Raw genomic sequence first — 26,565 nt, forward strand, 5'->3', positions numbered from 1 at the left:
CCGCCGCGACCCCCGCAAACAGGTGATCGTAGAAATGCCATCGTTACTGGGCGCCGCAGCCGGAACCCGATCCGCGGACCGGGCCGCGCGCCCGCGCTCGGTCACCCCGGGCCGCCAGCGCTGGGACGTCGGGCCGGTGCGCGGCCGGCCCCGCACGGCCCGGATTCTCGCCGCCGCGCTGCGCCGCGTGCCCGGGATCACCGAGGCGCAGGCCAACCCGGTCACCGGCGGGGTGCTCGTCCGGCACGACCCGCGGATGCGCGCCGCGGACATCGGGCGGACCGTGCGCGAAGCCGTCGCCCTGATCGCGGAGCAGCCGATCGACGCCGGCGGACCGGCCGGCGGAGCGGCTGGAACACCGGCCGGAGACCCGGCGGGCGGCCCGGCACCGGCCGGCCCCGCCGCCGACGCGGCCCCGCCCGCGCACCGCGGCCCGGCCGCGGGCCCCGCGCTCGCCGTCGGCGCCACCGTCGCCGCCGGGATCGCGCTGGTCAGGGGATCGGCGCTGAGCCGGCACCTGGTCGCGGCGGGCGGCGTGGTCGCCGCGACCGCCGTGGTGCTGCGCAACGACTGGCGCCGGACGCTCGACGCCGCCCGGAATGCGGCCGGGCCGGACGGCGAGCGCCACCCGCTGCTGGAGATCGTCGGACCGCACCGGCGCCGCCTCTACCGCGCCGCCGCCCTGTCGGTCGCCTGCCAGGCCGCCGAGACCGCGCTCGGCACCTTCCTCGGCTGGACCGGCCTGGTCCTCATCAAGGGCGAGGCGGCCCCGCTGGCCCGCCTCGGTCTGACCACGGCCTCCGCCCAACTCTGGGGCCTGGCCGGGCTGGTGGCAGCCGCCTGCGCCGCGGTCGCGACCCTCTCCTACGCCTCGAACCTCCAGTGGCGCCGCCTCGGCCAGGACATCGAGCACGACTGGCGCAGCCGCACCTACCGGCACGTCCAGCACCTCGAACTCAGCCACCTGGAGGGCGAGCGGACCAGCCGGGTCGCCGGCACCCTCACCAATGACGTCGGCCAGCTCGGGGCGTTCTTCGCCGGCCCCGCGAACGACGTCCTGCAACTCGGCACCAGCCTCGCCCTTTTGGTGCCCGCGTTCCTCCTGCTGGCCCCGCAGATCGCCTGGATCGCCTTCCTGCCGATCCCGGTCGTCGCCTGGCTGTCGCTGCGCCACCAGGAGAAGGCCGCCGCCGGATACGCCGTCACCGGCGAGCGCCGGGCCCGGCTCGGCAGCCAGGTGATCAACTCGCTGGAGGCCGGCGCGACCGTCAAGAGCTTCTGCACCGAGGACCACGAGGCCGCACACGTCGACGAGTTGAGCGAGGCGGCCCTGGAGAGCAGCCGGCTCAGCGACCGCGGCACGATCCGCCACGCCGAGACCGTCCGCGCCTGCACCACCGCGTCGATGGCCGGCACCCTGCTGGTCGGCGGCCGCTCGGTGCTCAACGGCACGCTGCGCTTCGAGGTGTTCAGCCCGCTCATCGGACTGCCCCAGATGCTGCTGATGCGGATGAGCCGGCTCGGCGGCATCGCCGACCAGTACCAGCGCACCCTCGCCTCCTACGACCGGGTCCAGCGGCTGCGCGCCCTGCCCGTCGAGACCGACAGCGGCGAGGCGGCGGCCGGCCCCGCCGAGGTGCGCGGCGAGATCGCCCTCGAGGCGGTCACCTTCGCCTACCCCGGCCGGCCGGCGGCCCTGGACCAGCTCTCGCTGACCGTCCCGGCCGGCCGGGTGACCGCCCTGGTCGGCGCCACCGGCTCCGGCAAGACCACGATCGCCAAACTGCTGATGCGCTTCCAGGACGCGCACTCCGGCCGGGTCCTGCTCGACGGCCAGGACATCCGCGACCTCGGACGCCACCGCCTGCGCCACGCCATCGGCTTCGTCTCCCAGGACCCCTTCCTCTTCGACGGCACCATCGCCGACAACATCCGCTACGGCAGCTTCGACGCCCCGGACGAGGCCGTGCGCAAGGCCGCCGCCATGGCCGAGGCGGACCCCTTCATCGCAGCCCTGCCGGACGGCTACGACACGCTGATCGGCGAACGCGGCGCCGCGCTCTCCGGCGGCCAGCGGCAGCGCATCGCGCTGGCCCGCACCATCCTGAAGGACTCCCCGGTCGTCATCCTCGACGAGGCCACCTCCGCCGTCGACAACGAGACCGAGGCCGCCATCCAGCGCGCGCTGCGCAGCTTCGCGGCCGGCCGCACGATGATCGTCATCGCCCACCGCCTGTCCACGGTCCGCCACGCCGACCGGATCTACGTCATGGACAAGGGCGGCGTCGTCGCCGAACAGGGCACCCACGACGAACTCCTCGCCCGGCACGGGCACTACGCATCCCTCTGGCAGATCCAGGCCGGCCAACTCGCCGCCTGACCGCGGACGCCCCGCCCCGCCGCCCGTCGCGTGACGCCACCGCGACCGGCGCGGCCCGGCACGTCCCGCGCGCCCGCCCCGCCCACTTCTTTCGGAGGTACCCCCATGTCCCGTCGCGAACGAGAAACCCTTCCCCTGACCGCGGCGCAGCGGGAGATCTGGCTCGCCGAGCAGAGCTCCCGCACCCCGATCCCGGGCTACCGCGTCGGGGAGTGCCTGGAGATCCACGGTCCGGTCGACCCGGAGCTGTTCGACACCGCGCTGCGCCGGGTGGTCGACGAGGTCGACGCCCTGCACGTGACCTTCACCGACGACGGCGACGGCCCGCGCCAGGTCCTCCGCGACAGCTGGGACTGGGCACCGGTGCACCTCGACCTCGCCGCTGAACCGGTTCCCCGGGCCGCGGCCACGGCATGGATGGAACAGGACCTGGCCCGCCCGCTGGACCCCGCCCGCGACCCGCTCTTCGGCCACGCGCTGATCCGGCTGTCGCCCACGGAGTTCCTCTGGTACCTCAACTACCACCACCTGGTGCTGGACGCGATCAGCAGCTCCATGGTCCGGGCGCGGGTCGGCGAGGTGTACTCGGCGCTCGCCGAGGGCGGCGCCGTGCCGCCCTGCCCGTTCGGCCCGCTGCGCGACCTCGTCGACAGCGACACCGCCTACCGCTCGTCCGCGGACTTCACCTCCGACCGCGCCTACTGGACCGGCCGCTTCGCCGACCTGCCCGCCCCCACCCGCCTCACCGACCGCGGTGCCACCGACCCGCACCTGGCCCTGCGGGTGGCCGGCGAGCGGGAACTGCGCCGCGCCGAGGCGCTGCGGGCGGCCGCGGAACGGGCCGGCGTCCGCTGGTCCCGGCTGGTGGTCGCCGCGACCGCGCTCTACGCCCACCGGCTCAGCGGCGCCCAGGACGTGGTGCTCGCCCTGCCCGTCACCGCCCGCCGGGGCACCGGCCGCGAGCTGATGTCCGTACCCGGCACGATGTCCAACGTGGTGCCCCTGCGGCTGACGGTCCGCCCGGACATGCCCTGGGGCGAACTCGTCGCCCAGGCGGCACGCGAGGTCGAGTCGGCCGTCGCACACGAGCGCTACCGCAGCGAGGACCTGCTGCGCGACCTCGGCGCGCCCGGCGGCATCGGCACGGCGTTCCCGCTGATCGTCAACATCATGGCGTTCAACGCCCGGCCGAGCTTCGCCGGGCACCCCGCCTCCGTGCACCACTTCGTGTCCGGCTCGACCACCGATCTGGCCGTGTGGGTCTTCGACTACCGCGACGGCAACCCCCCGCTGCTCCGGCTGCACGGCGCGCCGCAGGCGTACGGGGACGACGACCTCGCCGCCCACCAGCAGCGGCTGCTCGCCCTGCTGGAGGCCGTCGCGGACTGCGCCCCGGACGAGCCGGTCGGCCGGGTGGAGCTGCTGTCGGCGGGGGAGCGCGGGGTGGTGGCGGGTTGGGGCACCGGGCCTGTGGTGGAGGGTCCGGCCGGGGATCTTGCGGGGTTGTTCGCGGCGCAGGTGCGGCGGGCTCCGGGTGCGGTGGCGGTGGTGTGTGGTGGTGTGGCGCTGACGTATGCGGAGTTGGATGCGCGGGTGGGCCGGTTGGCCGGGGTGTTGGCGGGGCGGGGTGTGGGGCCGGAGCGGTTGGTGGCGGTGGTGTTGCCGCGGTCGGTGGAGTTGGTGGTGGCGTTGCTTGCGGTGGTGCGGGCGGGTGGGGCGTATGTGCCGGTGGACTCGGGGTATCCGCGGTCGCGGGTCGAGCTGATGGTGGGGGATGCGCGGCCGGTGCTGGTGGTGACGGATACGGCTACGGCGGCGGGGTTGCCGGAGCTCGGCGGGGTCGGGTCTCTGGTGCTGGATGATCCGGCGACGGCCGCTCTGGTGGCGGGGTCGGAGGTGGTGGAGCCGGTGGCCGTTGATCCGGCGCATCCGGCGTATGTGATCTACACGTCGGGTTCGACGGGGCGGCCCAAGGGCGTGGTGGCCACCCACGGCGGACTGCTCGACCTGCTCGCCGACCCGGGCATGGCGCAGTTCGCGCCGCCGTCGGCGGACCGGCCGCGGATGCGCGTCGGCCTGACCACCTCGGTGTCCTTCGACGCCTCCTGGAACCAGTTGCTCGCCCTCTTCACCGGCCACGAACTGCACGTCCTGGACCACGCCACCTTCACCGACCCCGAGGCCCTGGCCGAGTACGCCGCGAGCCGTGGACTCGACTACCTGGAGGCCACCCCGTCCTACCTGCGGGTCCTCGTCGAGCACGGGCTGCTGGACGACCCGCGGCACCGCCCCCGGCTGGTGGCGGCGGGCGGCGAGGCCGTACCGGAACAGCTGTGGGAGCGGCTGCGAGCTGCTGACGGGACCGCCTGCCTCAACCTCTACGGGCCCTCCGAGTGCACCGTCAACGCGGTGACCGCACCCGTGGGTTCGAGCCCGCGGCCGGTCATCGGCCGCCCCGTCGCCAACGCCCGGCTGCATGTGCTCGACGGCGGCCTGCGGCCGGTGCCGGCGGGCACCGCAGGGGAGCTGTACATCGCGGGACCGGGGTTGGCGCGCGGCTACCTGGGGCGGCCCGGGCTGACGGCGGGGCGGTTCGTGGCCGACCCCTACGGTCCGGCCGGCAGCCGGATGTACCGCACCGGCGACCTGGTGCGGTGGGACGCGGACGGGAACCTGGAGTTCCTCGGCCGCGGCGACGACCAGGTCAAGGTGCGCGGCTTCCGGATCGAGCCCGGCGAGATCGAGGCCGCGCTCACCGGACTCCCGCAGGTCGCGCGGGCCGTGGTCATGGCGCGTGCCGAGGAGGAAGCCCGCCTGGTCGCCTACGTCGTGCCCGCCGCGGGGCGGAGCGTCCGCGCCCAGGACCTGCGGGCCCACCTGCGCGAGCGGCTGCCGGCGTACATGGTGCCGTCGGTCTTCGAGGTGCTGGACGCCCTGCCGCTGACCCCCAACGGCAAGCTCGACCGCCGCGCCCTCCCGGCCCCCGGGCCGCGGCCCGCCGCACCGGGCCGCGCACCGCGCACCCCGGCCGAGCACCTGCTGTGCGGGCTGTTCGCCGAGGTGCTCGGCGTCGCCGAGGCCGGGCCGGACGACAGCTTCTTCGACCTCGGCGGGCACTCCCTGCTCGCCACCCGGCTGGTCGCCCGGGCCCGGTCCGTGCTGGGCGTGGAGCTGGGACTGCGCGACCTGTTCGACGCGCCGACCCCGGCGGGACTGGCGGCCGCGGTCGGCGCCGCCGGTCGGGCGCGCCCGGCGCCGGCCCGGCGCGAGCGGCCCGCGGCGGTCCCGCTGTCCTTCGCGCAGCGCCGGCTGTGGTTCCTGCACCGCATGGAGGGCCCGAGCGCCACCTACAACATCCCGCTGGCGCTGCGGCTGTCCGGGGAACTGGACCGCCGGGCCCTGGAAGCCGCCCTCGCGGACGTCGTCGAGCGGCACGAGAGCCTGCGCACCGTCTTCCCCGTGGCCGACGGCACCCCTTGCCAGCACGTGCTGGACCCCGGCGCGGCCCGGCCCCCGCTGCCGTTGACCGACGTCGACGCGCGCGACCTGCCGGACCGGCTCGCGCGGGCCGCCCGCCGCGGCTTCGACCTCGCCGAGGAGCCGCCGCTGCGGGCCGGACTCTTCCGGCTCGGCCCGCAGGAGCACGTCCTGCTGCTGGTGGTGCACCACATCGCCGCCGACGGCTGGTCCACGGGGCCGCTCGCCCGCGACCTGGCCACCGCCTACGCCGCCCGCAGCGCGGGGGAGCGGCCGAGCTGGGCGCCGCTGCCCGTCCAGTACGCCGACTACGCCCTGTGGCAGCAGGACCTGCTGGGCGACGGAACCGATCCCGGCAGCCTGATCGGCAGCCAACTTGCCTACTGGCGCGACCGGTTGGCGGACCTGCCCGAGCAGGTCGAGCTGCCCTTCGACCGGCCCCGCCCCGCGGCGACGACCTACCAGGGCGCCCAACTGCCGCTGCGGATCGACGCCGACCTCCACCGCGACCTGCGCGCCCTCGCCCGCGACGGCGGCGCCAGCCTCTTCATGGTGCTCCAGGCCGGCCTGGCCGCCCTGCTCGGCAAACTCGGGGCCGGCACCGACGTCCCGATCGGCACCCCCGTCGCCGGACGCACCGACGAGGCCCTGGACGACCTGGTCGGCTTCTTCGTCAACACCCTGGTGCTGCGCACGGACCTGTCCGGCGACCCGGCCTTCACCGACCTGCTGGAGCGGGTGCGCACCGGCGCCCTGGCCGCCTACGCGCACCAGGACCTGCCGTTCGAACACCTCGTGGAGGCCCTGAACCCCACCCGCACCCTCGCGCACCACCCGCTCTTCCAGACCCTGCTGACCTTGCAGAACGCGCCGTCGGCCGGCTTCGAACTGCCGCGGCTGAGCGTGAGCTGCGACCTGGTGCCCACCGGCACGGCCAAGTGCGACCTCACCTTCGTCCTGGCCGAACAGCCCGGCGAGGACGGGCTGTCGGGCGTCGTGGAGTACAGCACCGACCTGTTCGACGCGGCCACCGTACGCGACATCGCCGACCGCTGGCTGCGGCTGCTGCGCGCCGTCGCCGCCGACCCCTCCCGGCGGATCGCCCGGATCGACGTGGTGTCCGCCGACGAACTGCGGGCCCTGCTGCCCGCCGCCACCGACCAGGACGGCGACCTGCCGCGCACCGCGCTGCCCGCGCTGTTCGAGCGGCAGGTGCGGGCCGACCCCGCCGCGCCCGCCCTCACCGACGGCGCCACCACCCTGACCTACGGCGAGCTGAACGCCCGCGCCAACCGGCTCGCCCACGCCCTCATCGGCCGGGGCGCGGGCCCCGAGCAGCTGGTGGCGCTGGCCCTGCCGCGCTCGGCGGACCTGGTCGTGGCGGTACTCGCCGTCCTCAAGGCCGGCGCCGCCTACGTACCGGTGGACCCCGGATACCCGGCCGCCCGGATCGCCTACCTGCTCAAGGACACCCGGCCCGCGCTGCTGGTGACGACCGGCCAGGTCCCCGAGCTGCCCGAGGCCGGCGGCCTGGAGCGCCTGCTGATGGACACCGCGGACCTCGACACGCTGCCCGAGGACGACCCCGGCGTCCGTATCGACCCCGGCCACGCCGCCTACGTCATCCACACCTCCGGCTCCACCGGCGACCCCAAGGGCGTGGTGGTCCCGCACCGCAACGTGGTGCGGCTGTTCACCGCCACCCGGGAGCTGTTCGGCTTCCGCGCCGACGACGTGTGGACCCTCTTCCACTCCTACGCCTTCGACTTCTCGGTGTGGGAGCTGTGGGGCCCGCTGCTGCACGGCGGCCGCCTGGTGGTCGTGGACCACGAGACCAGCCGCACGCCCGGCCGCTTCCTCGACCTGCTCGCCCGCGAGAAGGTCACGGTGCTCAACCAGACGCCCTCCGCCTTCTACCAGCTGATGGCCGCCGACGCCCAGGCCCCCGGAACCGGCCGCCGACTCGCCCTGCGCACCGTGGTGTTCGGCGGCGAGGCCCTGGAGCACGCCCGGCTGGCCGACTGGTACGGCCGGCACCCGCAGGACGCGCCGCGCCTGGTCAACATGTACGGCATCACCGAGACCACCGTGCACGTCACCCACGCGGCCCTCGACCACTCCGGCACCGCCGCCGGCCAGATCGGCTCGGCCCTGCCCGACCTGCGGACCTATGTGCTCGACAGCGGACTGCGGCCGGTGGCCCCGAACGTGCCCGGCGAGCTCTACGTCGCCGGCGCGGGCCTGGCGCGCGGCTACCTCGACCGGCCCGGCCTGACCGCCGGGCGGTTCGTGGCCGACCCGTTCGGGGCGCCCGGGACGCGGATGTACCGCACCGGCGACGTGGTGCGCCGCGCCGCGGACGGCACCCTGCGCTACGTCGGCCGCGCGGACCAGCAGGTGAAGGTGCGCGGCTTCCGGATCGAGCTCGGCGAGGTCGAGGCGGCGCTCGCCGCGCACCCCGGCGTCGCCCAGGTCGCCGTCCTGGCCCGCCGGGACCGCGCCGACGACACCCGGCTGACCGCCTACCTGGTCCCGGCCGACCGCACCGCGCCCGACCCCGCCGACCTGCGCGCCCACCTGCGCGAACAGCTGCCGGCGTACATGGTGCCGTCGGCGTTCGTCGTGCTGGACGCCCTGCCGCTGACCGGCAACGGCAAGCTCGACCACCGCGCCCTGCCCGTCCCCGGCCCCGCCCCCGCGACCGCCTCCCGCGCCCCGCGCACCCCGCGGGAGCAGATCCTCTGCGAGCTGTTCGCTGAGGTCCTGGGGGTGGCGTCGGCCGGCGTCGAGGACGGCTTCTTCGACCTGGGCGGGCACTCGCTGCTCGCCACCCGCCTGGCCGCCCGGGTCCGCGCCACGCTCGGCGTGGAGATGCCGCTGCGCACCCTGTTCGAGGCGCCGACCCCGGAGGGCCTGGCCGCCGCCCTCACTGCGGCCGGCCCGGCGCAGACCGCGCTGGCCCGCCGCGAGCGGCCCGCGGCGGTCCCGCTGTCGTTCGCGCAGCGGCGGCTGTGGTTCCTGCACCAGCTCCAGGACGGCGGCGCGAACTACCACATCGCGCTCGCCTGGCGGCTGTCCGGGGACCTGGACCGGCGGGCCCTGGAAGCCGCCCTCGCCGACGTCGTCGAGCGGCACGAGAGCCTGCGCACCGTCTTCCCGGCGGTGGACGGCGTACCGCACCAGCGGGTGCTGCCCGCCGAGGCCGTCCGCCCGCCGCTGCCCGTGCACGCGACCACCGAGGCCGAACTGCCGGCCGCCCTGGCCCGGGCGAAGGACCGCCCGTTCGACCTGGCGGCCGAAGTGCCGCTGCGCGCCGGGCTGTTCGCCCTCGCAACCGACGAGCACGTGCTCCAGCTGGTGCTCCACCACATCGCCGGCGACGGCTGGTCGCTGGGCCCGCTCACCCGGGACCTGACCGCCGCCTACGCGGCGCGCCGCCGCGGCGAGGCCCCCGCGTGGGCACCCCTGCCGGTGCAGTACGCCGACTACACCCTGTGGCAGCACGACCTGCTCGGCGACGCGGCCGACCCGGACAGCCTGCTCGCCGGGCAGGCCGCGTACTGGACGCGGGAGCTGGCCGGGCTGCCGGAACTGCTCCACCTGCCCACCACCCGGCCCCGCCCGCCCGTCGCCTCGCACCGCGGCGGCAGCGTCGCCGCCGGGCTGGACGCCGAACTGCACCGCGGACTGCGCGAGCTCGCCCGCGCGCACGGCACCAGCCTGTTCATGGTGCTCCAGGCGGCGCTGGCGGCCCTGCTGAGCAAGCTGGGCGCGGGGGACGACATCCCGATCGGCAGCCCCGTCGCCGGCCGGACCGACCAGGCGCAGGACGACCTGGTCGGCTACTTCGTCAACACCCTGGTGTTCCGCACCGACACCTCGGGCGACCCGACGTTCGCGGAACTGCTGGCCCGGGTCCGGGACACCGCGCTCGGCGGATACGCCCACCAGGACCTGCCGTTCGAGTACCTGGTCGAGATCCTCAACCCCGCCCGCTCCCTGGCGCACCACCCGCTCTTCCAGGTCATGCTGGTGCTCCAGAACGCGCCCCGGGCCGACTTCGCCCCCGCCGGACTGCGGGTGGCCGAGGTGCCGCCCACCTCGACCACCGCCAAGCTCGACCTCGTCCTCACCCTGTCCGAGCGCCTCGCGGCCGACGGCACCCCGCAGGGCATCGACGGCTCCGTCGAGTACGCCGCCGACCTCTACGACCCGGCCGCCGTCGAGGAGCTGGCCGACCGCTGGCAGCGGCTGCTGCGCGCCGCGGTCGCCGACCCGCAGCGGCGGATCGGCCGGGTGGAGCTGCTGTCGGCGGGGGAGCGCGGGGTGGTGGCGGGTTGGGGCACCGGGCCTGTGGTGGAGGCTCCGGTGGGGGGCCTGGCGGGGCTGTTCGCCGAGCGGGTGCGGCGGGCTCCGGGTGCGGTGGCGGTGGTGTGTGGTGGTGTGGCGCTGACGTATGCGGAGTTGGATGCGCGGGTGGGCCGGTTGGCCGGGGTGTTGGCGGGGCGGGGTGTGGGGCCGGAGCGGTTGGTGGCGGTGGTGTTGCCGCGGTCGGTGGAGTTGGTGGTGGCGTTGCTTGCGGTGGTGCGGGCGGGTGGGGCGTATGTGCCGGTGGACCCGGGGTATCCGCGGTCGCGGGTCGCGTTGATGGTGGGGGATGCGCGGCCGGTGCTGGTGGTGACGGATACGGCTACGGCGGCGGGGTTGCCGGAGCTCGGCGGGGTCGGGTCTCTGGTGCTGGATGATCCGGCGACGGCTGCCCTGGTGGCGGGGTCGGAGGTGGTGGAGCCGGTGGCGGTCGATCCGGCGCATCCGGCGTATGTGATCTACACGTCGGGTTCGACGGGGCGGCCCAAGGGCGTGGTGGCCACCCACGGCGGACTGCTCAACCTGCTCGCCAACCAGCTTCCGCTGATCTTCCGGGCGAAGCGGCGGATGCGCGTCGGCCTGACCACCTCGGTGTCCTTCGACGCCTCCTGCGACCAGCTGCTCGCCCTCTTCGCGGGCCACGAACTGCACGTCCTGGACGAGGCGACCTGGACCGATCCGGACGCCTACCTCGCCTACGCCGCGCGGGTCGGCCTGGACACGGTCGGCGGCACCCCCTCCTACCTGCACGTCCTGGTCGAGCACGGCCTGCTGGACCACCCGCGGTGGCGCCCGTCGATGGTGGGGCTCGGCGGCGAGGCCGTTCCCGAGCCGCTGTGGGAGCGGCTGCGGGCGGCCGACGGGGTGCTCTCGCTGAACTACTACGGGCCCTCCGAGTGCACCGTGGACTGCGTCTGCGCGCCGCTCGCGTCGAGCCCGCGGCCGGTGATCGGCCGGCCGCTCGGCGGCACCCGGCTGCATGTGCTCGACGGCGGCCTGCGGCCGGTCCCGCCCGGCGTGGCCGGTGAGTTGTACGTCGCCGGCGCGGGTCTGGCGCGCGGCTACCTCGACCGGCCCGGCCTGACCGCCGGGCGGTTCGTGGCCGACCCCTACGGTCCGGCCGGCAGCCGGATGTACCGCACGGGCGATCTGGTGCGGTGGGGCGCGGACGGGAACCTGGAGTTCCTCGGCCGCGGCGACGACCAGGTCAAGGTGCGCGGCTTCCGGATCGAGCCCGGTGAGATCGAGGCCGCCCTCGCCGCACACCCGCAGGTCGCACGGGCCGCCGTGGTCGTACGCTCCGACCGCGGCCAGGACGCCCGCCTGGTCGCCTACGTGCAGCCCGCAGCCCGGGAGCAGTCCGCAGCCGGGGAACAGTCCGCATCCGGGCAGCCGCTCGCAGCCGGGCAGCCGCCCCGGGCGGAGGACGTGCGGGCCCACCTGCGCGGCCAACTGCCGGATTACATGGTGCCGTCCGTGTTCGTCCTGCTGGACGCCCTGCCGCTGAACACCAGCGGCAAGCTCGACCGGCGCGCCCTGCCCGCGCCCGAGGCCGCCGCGACCGGGGCCGGCCGCGCACCGCATACGCCCCGGGAACAGGTCCTGGCGGGCCTGTTCGCCGAGGTGCTGGGCCTGCCGCGGGTCTTCGCCGACGACGACTTCTTCGACCTGGGCGGGCACTCCCTGCTCGCCACCCGGCTGGTCGCCCGGGTCCGGGCGACCCTCGGCGTCGAACTGGAACTGCGCGCCCTGTTCCGCACCCCCACGGTGGCCGGGCTGGCCGCCGGCCTGGATGGCGCCGACCGGGCCCGGCTCGCCCTGGGGCGGGCGGAGCGGCCCGCGGTGGTCCCGCTGTCCTCCGCGCAGCGCCGGCTGTGGTTCCTGCGCCAGGTGGAGGGCGCCGACGCGGTCTACAACATGCCGCTGGCGTGGCGGCTTTCGGGCCCGCTGGACCTGGCGGCGCTGGAAGCGGCGCTCGGCGACCTCACCGAGCGGCACGAAACGCTGCGGACGGTCTTCCCGGCCGCCGACGGCGTGCCCCGCCAGCAGGTGCTGGCCGCCGCCGCGGCGCGCCCGGCGCTGCCGCTCACCCCGGCCGGCGAGCAGGACCTGCCGGGCCTGCTGACGGCGGCCGCTGCGCGCTCGTTCGACCTCGCGGCCGAAGTGCCGCTGCGCGCCGAGGTGTTCGAGCTCGCCGCGGACGAGCACGTGCTGCTGCTGGTCATGCACCACATCGCCGGGGACGGCTGGTCGCTGGGCCCGCTGGCCGCGGACCTGGCCACCGCGTACGCGGCGCGCCGCCGCGGCGAGGCCCCGCAGTGGTCCCCGCTGCCGGTGCAGTACGCCGACTACACGCTGTGGCAGCGCGAGCTGCTCGGCGACCCCGGCGACCCCGACAGCCGGTTCGCCGAGCAGCTCGCGTACTGGCAGCGGCAGTTGGCCGACCTGCCGGAGCAGATCCGGCTGCCCGCCGACCGCCCCCGCCCCGCGGCCCCCTCCGACGCCGGCGGCCACCTGGCCGTCGAACTGGACGCCGACCTGCACGCCGGGCTCGTCCGGCTCGGCCGGGAACACGGCGCCAGCGTGTACATGGTGCTCCAGGCCGCCCTGGCCGCCCTGCTGGACAAGCTGGGCGCGGGGAACGACATCCCGGTCGGCAGCCTGATCGCGGGCCGCACCGACCAGGCGCTGGACGACCTCGTCGGCTTCTTCGTCAACACCCTGGTGCTGCGCACCGACACCAGCGGTGACCCGGCCTTCGCCGAGCTGCTGGTCCGGGTCCGCGAGGCCGCGCTCGGCGCGTACGCGCACCAGGACCTGCCGTTCGAGCACGTCGTCGAGGCCCTCAACCCGTCCCGGTCGGCCGCCCACCAGCCGCTGTTCCAGGTGCTGCTCGCGCTCCAGAACGTGCCCCGCACCGAGTTCGCGCTGAGCGGCCTGACCGCCGACGTCCTGCTGGTGCGGACCCCGACGACCATGTTCGACCTCGGCTTCCACCTGCTGGAGCGCGGCGGCACCGGCGGCCCGGCCGAGGGCATCGTCGGACGCGTCGAGTACCGCACCGACCTGTTCGACGCCGCCACCGTGGAGGCACTGGTCGCCCGGTGGCTGCGGTTGCTGGCGGCCGTCGTCGCCGACCCGGCCCGCCCGCTGAGCCGGATCGACGTGCTGACCGCCGAGGAGCGGCACGAACTGCTCGTCGCCCGCAACGCCACCGCCCGCCCGCTGCCCGCCACCACGCTGCCCGCGCTCTTCGAGGCGCGGGTCCGGGCCACCCCCGGGGCCCCCGCGGTGCTGTGCGAGGACACCGCGCTGACCTACCGCGAGCTGAACCGCCGGGCCAACCGCCTGGCCCACGCGCTCCTCGAGCGCGGCGCGGGCCCGGAACGGATCGTCGCCCTGCGGCTGCCGCGCTCGGCCGAGCTGGTGGTCGCGATCCTCGCGGTCCTCAAGACGGGCGCCGCCTACCTGCCGATCGACCCGGACTACCCGGCCGCCCGCATCGCGTTCATGCTGGCGGACGCCCGCCCGGCCGTGGTGCTCGACGACCTCGCGGACCTCGACCCGGCCGGGGAGCTTCCCGAGCACGACCCCGGCGTCCCCGTGGACCCCCGGCACCCGGCCTACGTCATCTACACCTCCGGCTCCACCGGCCGGCCCAAGGCCGTGGTGATGCCCGCCGCCGGCCTGCTGAACCTGCTGGCCTGGCACCACCGGGCCGTCGGCGGCGAACCCGGCACCCGCACCGCGCAGTTCACCGCGATCAGCTTCGACGTCTCGGTGCAGGAAGTGCTCTCCGCCCTGCTCTACGGCAAGACGCTGGTGGTGCCGACCGAGGAGCAGCGCCGCAGCGCCGAACTGCTCGCCCACTGGCTGGACCGGCACCGCGTCGAGGAGCTGTTCGCGCCCAACCTCGTGGTCGAGGCACTGGCCGAGGCCGCCGAGGAGTCCGGGCTCGCCCTGCCCCACCTGCGGCTGGTCGCGCAGGCCGGCGAGGCGATGCGGCGGGGACCCGCCGTGCGCCGCTTCCACGCCGCCCGGTCCGGCCGGGTGCTGCACAACCACTACGGTCCGGCCGAGACCCATGTCATCACCGCCTACCCGCTGCCGGCCGACCCCGCCGACCGCCCGCAGCTGGTGCCGATCGGCCGCCCGATCGCCAACTGCCGGACCTACGTGCTCGACACGGCGCTGCGGCCGGTGGCCCCCGGCGTGCTCGGCGAGCTGTACCTGGCCGGAACCGGCCTGGCCCGCGGCTACCTGGACCGGCCGGGGCTGAGCGCCGGGCGGTTCGTCGCCGACCCGTACGGCCCGGCCGGCACGCGGATGTACCGCACCGGCGACCTGGTGCGCTGGCGGGCCGACGGCGAGCTGGAGTTCGCCGGCCGGGCCGACCACCAGGTCAAGGTGCGCGGCTTCCGGATCGAGCCGGGCGAGATCGAGGCCGAACTGACCGCGCACCCCGGCGTCGCCCAGGTCGCGGTGCTGGCCCGCGAGGACCGGATCGTCGCGTACGTCGTGCCCTCCGACCCCGCCGCGGCGAGCGCCGGGACGCTGACGGCACACCTGCGCGAGCGGCTGCCGCAGTACATGGTGCCGTCCGCGTTCGTGCTGCTGGACGCTTTGCCGCTGACGCCGAACGGGAAGCTGGACCGGGCGGCGCTGCCCGCGCCCGAGGTAGCGACCACGGGCGCCTCCCGCGCCCCGCGCACCCCGCAGGAGCAGATCCTGTGCGAGCTGTTCGCGGAAGTGCTGGGCCTGCCGCGGGTCTTCGCCGACGACGACTTCTTCGCGCTGGGCGGGCACTCCCTGCTCGCCACCCGGCTGGTCTCCCGGGTCCGGGCGACCCTCGGCGTCGAACTGGAGCTGCGCGCCCTGTTCCGCGCCCCGACCCCCGCCGGGGTGGCGGCCGGGCTGCGGCACGCCGAGGTCGCGCGGCAGGCCCTGGTGCCGCGGCCGCGCCGTGAGCCGATGCCGCTGTCCTTCGCGCAGCGCCGGCTGTGGTTCCTCCAGCAGTTCGGCGCGCCGAGCGCCACCTACCACATGCCGCTGGCGCTGCGGCTGTCCGGCGACCTCGACCGGGCCGCGCTGAGTGCCGCCCTCGCGGACGTGGTGGCCCGGCACGAGACGCTGCGCACCGTCTTCCCGCACACCGCCGGAATCCCGCGCCAGCGGGTGCTGGAGGCCGCCGAGGTCCCGGTCCGGCTGGCCGTGCGCACGGCCGGCGCGGCGCAGGTGCCCGCCCTGCTGCGCGCGGCCGCGGTGCGCGGCTTCGACCTGACCACCGAAGTGCCGCTGCGCGCGGAGCTGTTCGCCCTCGCGCCGGACGAGCACGTGCTGCTGCTGGTCATGCACCACATCGTCGGCGACGGCTGGTCCATGGGACCGCTCGCCCGCGACCTGGCAGCCGCCTACACCACCCGGCTCGGCGGCGCGGCGCCCGTGTGGCCGCCGCTGCCGGTGACCTACGGCGACTACACCCTGTGGCAGCACGACATCCTGGGCGACGAGCACGACGACAGCTCCGTGTTCGCCCGCCAGGTCGCCTACTGGAAGGAGGCGCTGGCCGGGCTGCCCGAGCAACTGCGCCTGCCCGCCGACCGGCCCCGCCCGGCCGCCATGTCGTACGGCGGCGACGTGCTGGAACTGCGTGTCGACGCCGAACTGCACGCGGCGCTGGTGGAGTTGGCGCGCGGTAGTGGGGCGAGTCTGTTCATGGTGCTCCAGGCGGCGTTGGCGGCGCTGTACACGCGGCTGGGTGCGGGCACGGACATCCCGATCGGGAGTCCGATCGCGGGGCGTACGGACGAGGCGCTGGACGATCTGGTGGGGTTCTTCGTCAACACGCTGGTGCTGCGGACCGACACGAGTGGTGATCCGTCGTTCGCGGAGTTGCTGGGGCGGGTGCGGGAGACGGCGCTGTCGGCGTACGCGCACCAGGACGTGCCGTTCGAGCACCTGGTGGAGGCGCTGAACCCGTCCCGTTCGCTGTCGCACCACCCGCTGTTCCAGACCGGCCTGGTCGTGCAGAACGCGCCCGGCGGCGACTTCGCCCTGCCGGGTCTGGAGGTCTCCGGGGTCGCGGTGCTCACCGGGACCGCGCGGCTCGACCTGACCTTCGGGTTCGCGGAGGAATTCGGCCCCGACGGCGCGCCGGCGGGCCTGGCCGGTTCCGTCGAGTACAGCACCGACCTGTTCGACCGGCCGACCGTCGAGGCCCTGGCCGCCCGGCTGACCAGGCTGCTGGCCGAGGTCGCGGCCGCCCCCGGCCGGCCGATCGGCGCGATCGAGCTGCTGTCCGCCGAGGAGCGCCGCGAGGCGCTGCCGGCCGGCCCCGAGGAGGCGGCCCGCGCGAGCCTGCCCGAGCTGTTCGCCGCGCAGGTGGCGGCCGCGCCGGACGCGGTCGCGCTGGTCTGCGGTGACACCGAGCTGACGTATCGTCAACTCGACGTGCGCGCCAACCGGTTCGGGCATGAGCTGATCGCCCGGGGAGTGGGCCCGGAGCAGGTGGTGGCGGTGGCGCTGCCGCGGTCGGTCGAGTCGGTGGTCGCGGTGCTGGGCGTGCTGAAGGCGGGCGCGGCCTACCTGCCGGTCGACCCGGACTACCCGCCCGCACGGATCGCGTTCATGCTCCAGGACGCGCAGCCCGCGGTCGTGGTCGAGGACGTGGCGGCCGTCGCCGCGTCGGCCGGCCGCCCCGATACCGATCCGCGGGTTCCGCTCGAGGTGCGGCACCCGGCGTACGTGATCTACACCTCGGGCTCGACCGGCCGCCCCAAGGGCGTCGTCGTCAGCCACGCGGGCGTGTCGGGCCTGGTCGCCGCCCAGGCCGGCCGGCTCGGCGTGACCCGGGGCAGCCGGGTGCTCCAGTTCGCCTCGCCCAGCTTCGACGCGGCCTTCTGGGACCTGTGCGGCGCGCTGCTGAGCGGCGCCGCCCTCGTCCTCGCCCCCGGCGCCTCACCGCTGGAGGCCCTCACCGACCCGAGCACCCCCGTCACCCATGTCACGCTGCCGCCCTCGGCGCTGGCCGCCCTGGACGGCGCCGGGATCACCGCGACCACCGTGGTGGTGGCCGGTGAGGCGTGCCCGCCGGAGCTGGTGGAGCGCTGGGCGCCCGGGCGGCGAATGATCAACGCCTACGGCCCGACCGAGACCACGGTCTGCGCCACCATGAGCGACCCGCTCACCCCGGGCGCGGGCACCCCGCCCATCGGCCGGCCGGTCGCGGGCTTCCGCACCTACCTGCTGGACGAGCGGCTGCGCCTCGTGCCGCCGGGCGTCGTGGCGGAGCTGTACGTCGCCGGGCCGGGCCTGGCCCGCGGCTACCTGGACCGGCCGGGGCTGAGCGCCGGGCGGTTCGTCGCCGATCCGTACGGCCCGGCCGGCACGCGGATGTACCGCACCGGTGACCTGGCGCGGCGCCTTCGCGACGGGCAGCTGGAGTACGCCGGCCGCGCGGACCAGCAGGTGAAGGTGCGCGGCTTCCGGATCGAACCCGGCGAGGTCGAGGCGGCGCTCGCCGAGCACCCCGCCGTCGCCCAGGCCGCCGTCGCCGCCCGGGATGACCGGCTGGTCGGCTATGTCACGGTCCGCCTCGGCCAGGAGGCGCGGCCCGCGCAGCTGGCGGCGCACCTGCGCGAGCGGCTGCCGGACTACCTGGTGCCGACCGTCCTCACCGTGCTGGACGCTTTGCCGCTGACGCCGAACGGGAAGCTGGACCGGGCGGCGCTGCCCGCGCCCGAGGTCGCGCCCGCGGGCGCCTCCCGCGCCCCGCGCACCCCGCAGGAGCAGATCCTGTGCGAGCTGTTCGCGGAAGTGCTGGGCCTGCCGCGGGTCTTCGCCGACGACAACTTCTTCGCGCTGGGCGGGCACTCCCTGCTCGCCACCCGGCTCGCGGCCAGGGTGCGTTCGGTGCTCGGCGTCGAACTCGGCCTGCGCGCCCTCTTCCAGGCGCCCACCGTGGCGGGCCTGGCCGGGGCGCTGGCCGGCGCCGACCGCGCCCGCCCGGCGCTGACCGCCCGCGCGCGGCCCGAGGCGGTGCCGCTGTCCTTCGCGCAGCGCCGGCTGTGGTTCCTGCACCGCATGGACGCGGCCGCCGCGACGTACCACATCCCGCTGGCGCTGCGGCTGTCCGGGGACCTCGACCGGCCTGCGCTGGACGGGGCGCTGGCCGACGTCGTGGCCCGGCACGAGAGCCTGCGGACGGTCTTCCAGGAGGTCGGCGGCGTGCCCTGCCAGCGGGTGCTGGACCCGGCCGCGGTCCGGCCGCGGGTCCGGCCGGCCGAGGTGGCGCGCGACGACCTGCCCCGTGCCCTCGCCGAGGCCGCCCGGCGGCCGTTCGACCTGGCCACCCAAGTGCCGCTGCGCGCGGAGCTGTTCGCCCTCGCGCCGGACGAGCACGTGCTGCTGCTGGTCATGCACCACATCGCCGCCGACGGCTGGTCCACCGGCCCGCTCGCCCGCGACCTGGCCGAGGCGTACGCGGCCCGCTGCGAGGGCCGGCCGGCACAGCGGCCGGCGCTGCCGGTGCAGTACGCCGACTACACGCTGTGGCAGCGCGAGCTGCTCGGCGACGCCGACCACCCGGACAGCCGGTTCGCCGAGCAACTCGACTACTGGAAAAGGCAGTTGGCCGACCTGCCGGAGCTGATCCGGCTGCCCGCGGACCGGCCCCGCCCGCCCGTCGCCGGCTGGCGCGGCGACCACGTCGACTTCGCGTTCGACGCCGAACTGCACGCGGCGCTGGTGGAGTTGGCGCGCGGTAGTGGGGCGAGTCTGTTCATGGTGCTCCAGGCGGCGTTGGCGGCGCTGTACACGCGGCTGGGTGCGGGCACGGACATCCCGATCGGGAGTCCGATCGCGGGGCGTACGGACGAGGCGCTGGACGATCTGGTCGGGTTCTTCGTCAACACGCTGGTGCTGCGGACCGACACGAGTGGTGATCCGTCGTTCGCGGAGTTGCTGGGGCGGGTGCGGGAGACGGCGCTGTCGGCGTACGCGCACCAGGACGTGCCGTTCGAGCACCTGGTGGAAGCGCTGAACCCGTCCCGTTCGCTGTCGCACCACCCGCTGTTCCAGACCATCCTCGCCGTGCAGAACGCGCCGATGGGGCGCTTCTCACTGCCCGGCCTGGACGTCGCCACCTACGCGGTCGCGACCGGCACCGCCAAGTTCGACCTCGGTGTGAGCCTGGCCGAGCAGTTCGCCGCCGACGGCAGCCCGGCCGGCGTCGCCGGCACCGCCGAGTACGCCACCGACCTGTTCGACCGCTCGACGGTCACCGCCCTGGTCCGCCGCTGGACGCGCCTGCTGCGGGCCGTCACCGCCGACCCGGAGCAGCCGATCGGCGCGATCGGCCTGCTCGACGCCGACGAGCGGCACCGGCTGCTGGAGCAGGACAACGCGACCGATCGGGATGTCGCCGCCCTCCCGCTGCCGCGGGCCTTCGGGGCGCGGGCGGCGGCGGTGCCGGACACGGTCGCGCTGGTCCGCGGTGACACAGAGCTGACGTATCGTCAACTCGACGCGTGGGCCAACCGGTTCGCGCATGAGCTGATCGCCCGGGGGGTGGGCCCGGAGCAGGTGGTGGCGGTGGCGCTGCCGCGGTCGGTCGAGTCGGTGGTCGCCGCCCTGGGCGTGTGGAAGGCCGGCGCGGCCTATCTGCCGGTGGACCCGGCGTACCCGGCCGCCCGGATCGCGTTCATGCTGGCGGACGCGCGGCCCGCGGTCGTGGTCGACGACATCGCGACGGTGGCCGAGACCACCGCCCGGCCCGAGACCGATCCGCGGGTTCCGCTCGATGTGCGGCACCCGGCGTACGTGATCTACACCTCGGGCTCGACCGGCCGCCCCAAGGGCGTCGTCGTCAGCCACGCGGGTGTGGCGAGCCTGGTCGCCGCCCAGGTCGAGCGCTTCGCGATCGAACCCGGCAGCCGGGTCCTCCAGTTCGCCTCGCCCAGCTTCGACGCCTCCGTGTCGGAGATCTGCACCGCCCTGCTGTGCGGCGCCACCCTGGTGCTGCCACCCGCCGCCGATCCGCTCGCCGCGCTGAGCGACCCGCGCCTGCACGTCACCCACGCCACGGTCCCCCCGTCGGTGCTCGCCGCCGTGCCGGAGGGCGCGTTGAGCCTCTCGACGCTGGTGGTGGCCGGTGAGGCGTGCCCGCCGGAGCTGGTGGAGCGCTGGGCGCCCGGGCGGCGGATGATCAACGCCTACGGCCCGACCGAGACCACGGTCTGCGCGACCATGAGCGACCCGCTCACCCCGGGCGCGGGCACCCCGCCCATCGGCCGGCCCATCGCCAACGCCCGAGCCTACGTCCTGGACGACCGGCTGCAACCGGTGCCGCCGGGCGTGACCGGGGAACTGTACGTCGCCGGGCCGGGCCTGGCCCGCGGCTACCTGCACCGGCCGGACCTGACCGCGGGCCGCTTCGTCGCCTGCCCGTTCCTGCCCGGCGCGCGGATGTACCGCACCGGCGACCTGGCGCGGCGCCTTCGCGACGGCCAACTGGAGTACGCCGGCCGCGCGGACCAGCAGGTGAAGGTGCGCGGCTTCCGCGTCGAACCCGGCGAGGTCGAAGCCGCGCTCGCCGAGCACCCCGCCGTCGCCCAGGCCGCCGTCGCGGCCCGCGACGACCGGCTGGTCGGCTACGTCGTCCCGCGCCAGGACCCGGCCCGGGACAGCGGCACCGAAGCCGACCACGTGGACGAGTGGCAGCACATCTACGACGCCTTGCCCCTCGCCCCCGACGAGGCGGCCTTCGGCCACAACTTCGTCGGCTGGAACAGCAGTTACGACGCCGCCCCGATCCCCGTCGAGCAGATGCGGGAGTGGCGGGACGCCACCGTCGCCCGCATCCTGGCGCTGCGCCCGCGCCGGGTGCTGGAGATCGGCGTCGGCACCGGCCTGCTGCTCTCGCAGATCGCACCCCACTGCGAGACCTACTGGGCCACCGACTTCTCCGCCACCGCCGTCGACGCGCTGGCCGCCCAGGTCGCGCGGCAGGAGGAGCTGGCCGGGCGCGTGGTGCTCCAGACCCGCCCCGCGCACGACACCGACGGGCTGCCCGCCGGGGAGTTCGACACCGTCGTCATCAACTCGGTGGTGCAGTACTTCCCGTCCGCGGACTACCTCGCCGACGTCGTCGCCCGGCTGATGCGGCTGCTCGCCCCCGGCGGCGCCCTCTTCATCGGCGACGTCCGCAACCTGCGGCTGCTGCGCCCGCTGACCACCGCCGTCCACCTGCGCCGGGCCGCCGCCGGCGCCGACCGGGCGGCCGTGCGCCGCGCGGTGGAGCAGGCCCTCAGGGTGGAGAAGGAACTCCTGGTCGATCCGGACTTCTTCACCGCCCTGCGCGCACAGGACCCGGGCATCGGCGCGGTGACCGTGGAGGTCAAGCGGGGCCGTCACCACAACGAACTGACCCGCTACCGCTACGAGGTGACGCTCCACAAGCCGCCGGCCGCCCCCCGGCCCGACACGCCGTCCACCGCCGCGCCCTCCGCCACCGCGCCCTCCGCCACCGCGCCCTGCACCACCGCGCCCTGCACCGAGCTGGCCTGGGGCCGGCAGGTCGGCGGACTCGACGAGCTGCGCGCCCTGCTGGAACACCCGCCCACCGGGACCCTGCGGATCACCGGGGTGCCGAACCGGCGCGTCCTGCGGGAAGCGGCCCTGGCCCGGGCGGTGCAGGACGGCGACGAGCCGCTCGCACCGCTGCTGGAGCAGCTGCACGCCCCGGACGAGGACGCCCTGCCCGACCCGGAGGACTTCCACGACCTCGGCCGCGCGTGCGGCCGCGCGGTCGCGGTCACCTGGTCGGCCACCGCGGACGACGCCCTGGACGTGGTCCTCGCCGACCCGCGGGCGCTCCACGGCGCCCCGGTCGAGCCCTACCGCCCGGCCGGAGCGGCCGACCGGCCGCTCGCCGCGCTGACCAACCGCCCCACCGGCAGCCGCGGCACCGGCGCCCTGCTCGGCGACGTACGCGACTGGCTGCGCGAGCGGCTGCCCGACCACCTCGTCCCCTCGGCGTTCGTCGCGCTCGACGCGCTGCCGCTGACCGCCAGCGGCAAGCTCGACCGGGCCGCCCTGCCCGCCCCCGACCCCGGCCGGTCCGCGGCCGGGCGGGCGCCGCGCACCCCGCAGGAGCAGCTGCTGGCCGGCCTGTTCGCCGAAGTGCTCGGCCTCGCGCAGGTCGGCGTCGACGACAGCTTCTTCGACCTGGGCGGGCACTCGCTGCTCGCGACCCGGCTGGCCGCCCGGGTCCGGGCGGCCCTCGGCGCGGAACTGGAGGTCCGCACCCTCTTCGAGACCCCGACCGTGGCCGGACTGGCCGCCCGCCTGGACGGCTCAGGGCGGGCCCGGCCCGCGCTGACCGCCCGGCCCCGCCCGCAGCGCGTGGAACTGTCCTTCGCCCAGCGCCGCCTGTGGTTCCTGCACCGGATGGACGGGCCGAGCGCCACCTACAACATGCCGCTCGCGCTGAGCCTGACCGGCGCCCTGGACCGGCCGGCGCTGCACGCCGCGCTCGCGGACGTCGTCGCCCGGCACGAGAGCCTGCGCACGGTCTTCCGCGAGACCGGCGGCGTGCCGTACCAGGTGGTGCTGAGCGCCGACCTGGCCCGCCCGGAGCTGCCGGTGGCCGAGGTCGGCGCGGACGAACTGGCCGGGCGGCTGGCGGAGACCGCCCGGCGCGGCTTCGAGCTGGCCGAGCAGCCGCCGGTCCGCGCCGAGCTGTTCGCGCTCGCCCCCGACCGGCACGTGCTGCTGGTCGTGGTGCACCACATCGCCGCCGACGGCTGGTCGATGGGCCCGCTGTCCGCCGACCTCGCCGCGGCCTACGCGGCGCGCTGCCACGGCGAGGAGCCGCAGTGGGCCCCGCTGCCGGTGCAGTACGCCGACTACACGCTGTGGCAGCGCGACCTGCTCGGCGACACCGACGACCCGGACAGCCTCTTCGCCCGGCAACTCGACTACTGGAAACAGGAGTTGGCGGGCATCCCGCAGCAGGTGCAGCTGCCCGCCGACCGGCCCCGGCCGCCGGTGGCATCCCAGCGCGGCGAGCGGGTCGTGGTCCGGATGGACCCCGGACTGCACCAGGCGCTGCGGGAGATGGCCGCAGCGCACGGCGCCAGCATGTTCATGGTGCTCCAGGCCGGACTCGCCGCGCTGCTCACCCGGCTCGGCGCCGGCACCGACATCCCGGTCGGCAGCCCCATCGCGGGCCGCACCGACCAGGCGCTGGACGACCTCGTCGGCTTCTTCGTCAACACCCTGGTGCTGCGCACCGACACCGGCGGCGACCCCGGCTTCGCCGAACTGCTCGGCCGGGTCCGGCACAAGGCACTGGCCGCCTACGACCACCAGGACGTGCCGTTCGAGTACCTGGTCGAGGTCGCCAACCCGGTGCGCTCCCTGGCCCACCACCCGCTCTTCCAGGTCATGCTGGCCCTCCAGAACGCCCCCGTGGGCCAGTTCGCGCTGCCGGGGCTGGAGACCGGCCACCTCCAGGCGTCCACCGGCACCGCGCGGGTCGACCTCACCTTCAGCCTCGCCGAGCAGTTCCGCCCGGACGGCGCCGCCGACGGCCTGGTGGGCGCGGTGGAGTACGCCACCGACCTGTTCGACGCGTCCACCGTGGAGCTGCTGTTCGAGCGCTGGGCCCGCCTGCTGCGCGCGGCGGCCGCCGACCCGGACCGGCCGATCAGCCGGATCGACCTGATGTCCGGCGCCGAACGCCACCAGCTGCTGCACGCGTTCAACGACACCGCCGCACCCCTGCCGCCGGCCTCGGTACCGGAACTGTTCGCCCGCCAGGTGCGGGCCACCCCGGACGCGGTGGCGGTGGTGGCCGCAGGCACCGAACTGACCTACGCGCAACTGGACGAGCGCGCCGGGCGCCTGGCGGCGGCACTGGCCCGCCAGGGCGTACGGCCGGAGACCCCGGTCGCGGTCATGCTGGAGCGCTCGGCCGACCTGGTCGTGGCGATCCTCGCGGTCCTCAAGGCCGGCGGCGCCTACCTGCCGCTGGACTCCCGCTTCCCCTCCTCCCGGATCGAGCTGATCCTGCGGGAGAGCGGCGCCGCCCTGGTGCTCACCCCGGAGGTGCTCACCGCACTGGCGCAGTCCGCGCCGGACGACCGGGCCGGCGCCGACGTACCCTGCGCGCCGGACCAGTTGGCGTACATCATGTACACCTCCGGCTCGACCGGGCGGCCCAAGGGCGTGGGCGTCACCCACCGGGACGTGGTGGGCCTCGCGCTGAGCCCCGAGTGGCGCGGCGGCGGACACGAGCGGGTGCTGATGCATTCCCCGACGGCCTTCGACCTGTCCACGTACGAGCTGTGGGTCCCGCTGCTGGGCGGCGGCCGCGTCGTGGTCGCCCCGCCCGAGCAGCTCGACCTCGACCTGCTCCAGCACACGGTCGCCACCCACGCGGTGACCGGACTGTGGCTGACCGCCGGGCTGTTCCGGCTGGTCGCCGAGGAGCGGCCGGGCCTGCTGGCCGGGGTGCGCGAGGTGTGGACCGGCGGCGACGTGGTCTCCCCGGCCGCCGCCGCGCGGGTGCTGGCCGCCTGCCCCGGCATCGAGGTGGTCAACGGCTACGGACCCACCGAGGCCACCACCCTGGCCGCCTGCCACCGGGTGCGCGACCTCGCCGAGAACGCGCCGACCGTGCCGATCGGCGGGCCGATGGCGAACATGCGCGCCTACGTGCTCGACGACCGGCTGCGGCCGGTGCCGACCGGCATGGTCGGCGAGCTGTACCTCGCGGGCACCGGCGTGGCCCGCGGCTACGTCGGCCGCCCCGGCCTGACGGCGGAGCGGTTCACCGCCGACCCGTACGGCCCGGCCGGCAGCCGGATGTACCGCACCGGCGACCTCGCCTGGTGGCTGCCGGACGGCACCCTGGAGTTCGCCGGGCGCGTCGACCACCAGGTCAAGCTGCGCGGCCTGCGGATCGAGCCGGGCGAGATCGAGGCGGTGCTCTCCGGCTGCCCGGGCGTGGCCCAGGCCGCGGTGGTCGCCCGCGAGGACCGGCCCGGCGACAAGCGGCTGGTCGCCTACGTGGTGCCCCTGCCGCAGGGCGCGCCAGAGCCCGCCGAGCTGGCCGCGCGGCTGCGCCGCGACCTGCCGGACTACATGGTGCCGGCGGCGTTCGTCACCGTGGCCGCGCTGCCGCTGACCGCCAACGGCAAGCTCGACCGGGCCGCCCTGCCCGCCCCCGACTACGGGGTCTCCGCCGCCGGACGCGGCCCCCGCACCCCGCAGGAGCAGCTGCTGTGCGGCCTGTTCGCGGAAGTCCTCGGCCGAGAGCACGTCGGCATCGACGACGGCTTCTTCGACCTGGGCGGGCACTCGCTGCTGGCCGCCCGGCTCGCCGCCCGGGTCCGCGAGACCCTGGGCCTCGAACTGGGCCTGCGGATGCTCTTCGAGGCGCCGACCGTGGCCGGGCTCACCGAACGCCTGGCCATGGACGACCCGGCCGACGCGCTGGACGTGCTGCTGCCGCTGCGCTCGACGGGGACGGCCACGCCGCTGTTCTGCGTCCACCCCGGCGGCGGCATCAGCTGGTCCTACAGCGGGCTGCTGAACCACCTCGGCCCGCAGCACCCGGTCTACGCGCTCCAGGCGCGCGGCCTCGGCCGGCCCGAACCGCTGCCCGCCTCCTACGAGGAGATGGCCGCCGACTACGCCGACCAGGTCCAGAAGATCCAGCCGGAGGGCCCCTACCTGCTGCTGGGCTGGTCCGCCGGCGGGCTGATCGCCCACGCGCTGGCCTGCGAACTGCGGGCACGCGGCGAGCGGACCGCGCTGCTGGCGATCCTCGACGCCTATCCCGTCAAGGACGTGAAGTTCGAGGACGAACCGGTGCCCACCGTGCGGGACGTGCTGGTCGGGGTGCTCGACGTGGACCCCGACGAGCTGGGCGACCGGGAGATCACCTACGCCGAGGTCGCAGAGGTGCTCAACCGGCGGGGCAGCGCGCTGGCCGGCCTGGACGAGCGGCAGGTGGAGGTGATCGTCCAGATCATGATCAACAACGCGAAGCTGTCGGTCGACTTCGTCCCCGGCCGCCACGACGGCGACCTGCTGCTGTTCAACTCCACCATCGACCGCTCCGACGACGACGCCGGTCCCGGCGTCTGGCGCCCCTACGTCGCCGGCCGGATCGAGTCGCACGAGATCACCACCCGGCACGACCAGATGACCAAGGCCGGCTCGCTGGCCCAGATCGGCCCGATCCTGGCCGCCAGGATCGCCGAGGCCGTCCACGACCCCGGTGACCCCCGCGGCGCCGGCGGCACCGCCCTTTCCCACCAGGAGGACTGACC

Annotated in this window: 2 protein-coding genes; both read left to right on the top strand. The window is 75.7% G+C overall.

Annotated elements, in window-relative coordinates:
- Positions 1–34 precede the first annotated feature (34 nt).
- On the top strand, positions 35–2,380 hold the full coding sequence (locus AC3ERT_RS00905) for an ABC transporter ATP-binding protein (protein ID WP_435172180.1): 2,346 nt from the start codon (positions 35–37) through the stop codon (positions 2,378–2,380).
- A 105-nt stretch (positions 2,381–2,485) separates the two neighbouring features.
- Positions 2,486–26,563, top strand: a complete 24,078-nt coding sequence (locus AC3ERT_RS00910) for a non-ribosomal peptide synthase/polyketide synthase (RefSeq protein ID WP_435172182.1) — start codon at positions 2,486–2,488, stop codon at positions 26,561–26,563.
- Positions 26,564–26,565: the final 2 nt, after the last annotated feature.

The organism is Actinacidiphila sp. bgisy145, assembly GCF_057708125.1.